This window comes from Actinomadura formosensis NBRC 14204, assembly GCF_001552155.1.
Taxonomy (GTDB): domain Bacteria; phylum Actinomycetota; class Actinomycetes; order Streptosporangiales; family Streptosporangiaceae; genus Spirillospora; species Spirillospora formosensis.
Genome location: NZ_BCQQ01000239.1, coordinates 1 through 4,682, shown reverse-complemented (window position 1 = coordinate 4,682; position 4,682 = coordinate 1). Strand labels below are relative to the sequence as shown.

General features: G+C 71.4%; 3 protein-coding genes. 1 reads left to right on the top strand and 2 read right to left on the bottom strand.

What is annotated here, in order from left to right:
* A partial coding sequence (locus tag AF1_RS32010; protein ID WP_157419394.1) for a type I polyketide synthase occupies positions 1-3,024 on the bottom strand: 3,024 nt, incomplete at its 3' end.
* 182 nt (positions 3,025-3,206) lie between these two features.
* On the opposite strand from AF1_RS32010, the gene AF1_RS32005 reads away from it, so the two are divergent.
* Positions 3,207-3,713: a nuclear transport factor 2 family protein gene (locus AF1_RS32005; protein ID WP_067807993.1), complete on the top strand. Its 507-nt coding sequence runs from the start codon at positions 3,207-3,209 to the stop codon at positions 3,711-3,713.
* A 9-nt stretch (positions 3,714-3,722) separates the two neighbouring features.
* On the opposite strand, the gene mpaM is transcribed toward AF1_RS32005, so the two are convergent.
* Positions 3,723-4,580, bottom strand: a complete 858-nt coding sequence (mpaM, locus tag AF1_RS32000) for a daptide-type RiPP biosynthesis methyltransferase (RefSeq protein WP_067807990.1) — start codon at positions 4,578-4,580, stop codon at positions 3,723-3,725.
* Positions 4,581-4,682: the final 102 nt, after the last annotated feature.

Below are 4,682 nucleotides of genomic sequence, written 5' to 3'. Positions count from 1 at the left end.
GGGGGCGGCGGGCGCGGCGGGCCGGTCCGCCGGGTCGTCCGGCGCGCCGGTCAGGTCGCGGCCGAGGTGCTCGGCGAGTTCGAGCGGCGTCGGCCAGTCGAAGATCATCGTCGTGGGCAACCGGAGCCCGCTCATGGCCTGCAGCCGGTTGCGCAACTCGACGCCGGTGAGCGAGTCGAAGCCGAGTTCCTTGAAGGTGCTGCCCAGGTCGAGCGCGTCGGCGGGGCTGTAGCCGAGCGTCGCGTTGATGCCGACGCGGACCAGGTCGGCGAGCTTCTGACGCGCCTCGGCCTCGGGCAGCAGCGCGAGGCGGCTCCGGGCGTAAGGCCCATCCTCGTCGTCAGGCTCTTCCGCGTCCTCCCGCGGAACAACCGCGACGACGTCGTCGGTGCGAGCGTCGTCCACGGAGATCTCCGGCCAGGAGCGCCGCCGCTGGAACGCGTAGGTGGGCAGGTCGACGTTCCCCTCGCCGAGCAGCGTCCGCCAGTCGACCTCGACGCCCTGCCCGTGCAGCCCGGCGAGCGCCGCGACGAACGACCGCTCCTCCGCGCCGTCGAGCAGGGATGGCAGGAACGCCGACGCCTCGTCCGCGAGGTTCTCCTCCGCGAGGACGGTCAGCACCTTGCCGGGCCCGAGCTCCAGGAACGTCTCCGCCCCCGCGGCGCGCAGCTCGCCCACACAGTCGGCGAATCTGACGGGCTCGCGGATCTGCCGCACCCAGTACTCCGGGTCGCGCAGCTCGTCCGGAGCCGCGAGCCGCCCGGTGAGCATCGACACGACCGGCAGCCGCGGCTCGACGAACTCCACGCTCGCGACCACGTCCCGGAACCGGTCCAGCATCGGTTCCATGAGCGCCGAGTGGAAGGCGTGGCTGACCTTCAGCCGCCGGGTCCGGCGCCCGCGATCCGCCAGGGCGGCCGCCACCTCCAGGGTCTCCTCCGCGGGGCCGGAGATCACGACCGAGCGCGGCCCGTTCACGGCGGCCAGCCCGACGTCGCCGGTCAACAGCGGGGTCACCTCGTCCGCGGACGCCTGGATCGAGACCATGACGCCGCCCTCGGGCAGCTCCTGCATGAGCGAGCCGCGGGCGGCGACCAGCGCGGCGGCGTCGGCGAGCGTCAGGACGCCGGCGGCGTGCGCGGCGGCGAATTCGCCGATGGAGTGCCCGGCGACCAGGTCAGGCCGGACGCCGAACGACTCCACCAGCCGGAACAGCGCGACCTCGACCGCGAACAGTGCCGCCTGCGTGTAGCGGGTCTGGTCGAGTTCCGCGGCGTCGCCGGTGCCGGGCTCGGCCCACATCACGTCCCGGACGGGCCTCGGCAGGTGCCGGTCGAGTTCGGCGCAGGCGGCGTCCAGGGCGGCGGCGAACACGGGGAAGCGTTCGGCCGGCTCCCGTCCCATCCCGACGCGCTGCGCGCCCTGCCCGGTGAACAGGAACGCGGGTCCGCCTCCAGTGGTGCGCTCGGCGAGCGTGACGACGTCGTTTGGGACGGCGGGCGCCTCGCCGGGCGCGGCGGCGAGCGCGCGCAGCCCGGCGGTCAATGCGTCGCGTCCCGCGCCGACGGCGGCGGCCCGGTGCTCGAAGGCGGTGCGGGTGGTGGCGAGCGAGGCGGCGATCTCGGAGGCGGTCAGGTCCGGCCGCTCGTCGAGGAACGACAGCAGCTTTGCGGCCTGCGCGCGGACGGCCTTCCGCGATCGCCCGGACAGCAGCCACGGCACGACCTCCGGTGCGGTGCCCGCCGCGCGGGGCGAATCCTCGGGCGGGCCGCCGAGCACGAGGTGGCAGTTGGTGCCACCCATGCCGAACGACGAGACCCCGGCCAGTGAAGACGCCCCGGCCGCCGTCCGCGCCGGCTCCGGCCAGGGCGTCAGCTCGGTCTGCACCGCGAGGCGCAGCTCGTCCAGCGGGATCGCCGGATTCGGGCGGACGAAGTTGAGGCTCGCCGGGATCTCCCCGTGCCGCAGGCTCAGCGCGGCCTTGACCAGCCCGACGATCCCGGCCGCGCCCTCCAGGTGCCCGACGTTCGTCTTCGCCGAGCCGACCAGCAGCGCCCTCTCCCGGGGGCGCCCGGCGCCGAGCACCGCGCCGAGCGCGGCCGCCTCGACGGGGTCGCCGACCTTCGTCCCCGTGCCGTGCAGCTCCACGTACCGCACGTCGGCCGGGGACACCCCGGCGTCGGCGTAGGCGCGGCGGAGCACGTCCTCCTGACCCTCGCGCCCGGGCACGGTGAGGGAGTCGGTCGCGCCGTCGTTGTTCACCGCGCCGCCGAGGATCGTGCAGTAGACGCGGTCGCCGTCGGCGAGGGCGGCCAGCAGCGGCTTCAGGACGACCAGCGCCCCGCCTTCCCCCCGCACGTAGCCGTTGGCGCGCTCGTCGAAGGTGTAGCAGACGCCGTTCGGGGACAGGCCGCCGAACCGCTGCGCGCCGAGCGTGCTCGCGGCGAGGATGTTCAGATTCACGCCCCCGGCGAGCGCCAGCTCCGACTCGCCGCGGCGCAGGCTCTCCACGGCCAGCTGCACCGCCACCAGCGATGAGCTCTGCCCGGTGTCGACGGTCAGGCTCGGGCCGTGCAGGCCGAGGGTGTAGGAGACGCGGTTGGCGATGATGCCGCGCTGGGTGCCGGTCAGCGTGTGCTGGGTGACCTCCGCCTGCTTGCGCAGCAGCGCACCGTAGTCGTCCCAGATCGCGCCGACGAACACCCCGGTGCTGGAACCGCGCAGGTCGCCGGGCACGACGCGGGAGTCCTCCAGCGCCTCCCATCCGAGTTCCAGCGCGAGCCGCTGCTGCGGGTCCATGACCGCGGCCTCGCGCGGGGAAATCCCGAAGAAACCCAGGTCGAACGCGTCAATCCGGTCGAGGAATCCGCCGCGCCGCACCGGCAGGTCGAGATCGCGCCAGCGATCCTCGGGCGCCTCGGTGATCGCGCTGCGGCCGTCCCGCAGCAGCCGCCAGAACTGCCGCGGATCATTGGCCCCGGGGAGTCGGCAGGAAATTCCAACAATGGCGATCGGTTCATGCATCGAGATCCCTCGTATCTGTAAGGCCTGTTATCCTCGTCTTTCGATACCAGGCTCGACCGGGCCCCTGCAAGGTCGCTTTAGAGCGCCGAAAGAAGCCGTTAAGGGGACTGGTGTTTCATGATGTGAGAGTGTGGATAGCGCATGAAATCCCGCAGTCGAGAAGCATGAAATGGAGGCCAGAAATGGCTGACCGGAACGTCCGGACTCCGCGCGAGGTCTTTCTGCTCAAGCAGGAGAGCATCAGCCGGCTCGACGCCGACGGCCAGGCGGACCTGTTCGCCGAGGACGGGGTGCTTGAGGTCCCCTTCGCCGCCGGCGGCCTGCCCCGCCGCTTCGAGGGCCGGACGACCATCCGCGCCGTGACCTCGGCGGCGCTGGAGAACGCCCAGCGCGGCACGCGCCGGCTGGTCGGCCACCTGGAGGAGATGATCTACGAGACCGACGACCCCGAGGTCGTCATCGCCGAGTTCGTCTGCCAGACCGAGGACCTGGAGACCGGCGAGCGGTTCCAGGCCCCCTATATCCAGCTGATGCGGGTCCGCAACGGCGAGATCGTGCTGTTCCGCGACTACTGCACGCTGGACGCGATCACACGGCTGTGGGGGTCGCACGGCGGCGAGTCCTATTCCGAGCTCGGGAACGCACTCCCGGGCGGCTCCCCGGCGGAGAGCCTCCCGGACGGTGCGTGACCCGGCCCTCTAGACGGTGGCCTCCAGCAGGTAGATCTCCGGGTTGATCGCGAACGACGCCTGGATCTGGAACTCGCTGACCACCTCGTGCTGTGCCAGTACCCGCAGGCCGGCCGCCTCGATCTCCGCGCGGAGCCGGGCGGCCGGCAGGATGTGCGACAGGGCCGTGAAGATCTTGGCGTCGGCGATCCGGCCGTTCTCCACCCGCTGGGCCAGGAAGTTGCTGGAGCGCAGGGACTCGTCCGGGTCGACGAAGTCGAGCAGCGTCAGCAACATCGGGATGTCGGCGTCGGCGCCCGTCGCGACCACCGCCTGCGTCTCGAACGGCTGGTCACGCTCCTCGATGCCGGGGAACTCGATCAGCGTCATCAGGAAGCGGCCGTCCTCGGCCAGGTGTCCGCGCACCGACGCAAACAGCGAGGCGCGCTGCTCCTCGTCCAGGTAGCTGATGGCGTTGGCGCCGAGCGTGATGAAGTCGAACTTGCGGTCCAGCTGGAAACTCGTCATGTCGCCCTGGACGGTGGAGACTCGGCCGCTGTAGTCGTTGTCGTCCTCCTTCTCCTCGGCGAGCCGCTCGTCGAACAGGGCGAGCATGTGCGGCGACATGTCGAGCCCGACGGCGTCGAACCCGTTCTCCAGGAAGGGGAAGGTGAGTCGGCCCGACCCGCACGCCAATTCGAGCAGCGTGCCCTTGCGGCCCTGCGCGACGCGCAGCATCGCCTCGGCGTCGGCCTCGTCATAACGGGTGAGGAAGTGGTAGACGGGTGATCCCTCGGGGCCGTAGAGGCTGTGCACGACGCCGTCGTCGCCGAGCAGCCGGGCGACATGGCTCGCGGTGCCGAGAACGCGGAGGGAGTTTTCGCTCATGGACTTCCTCGTTTTCCGGGAGTGGGATGGTCGCGGCAATTCCATTAATTGCCACAACCATCCTCCCGGACCGGTATAAAGCTACCCTAACCGCCCGCTTAA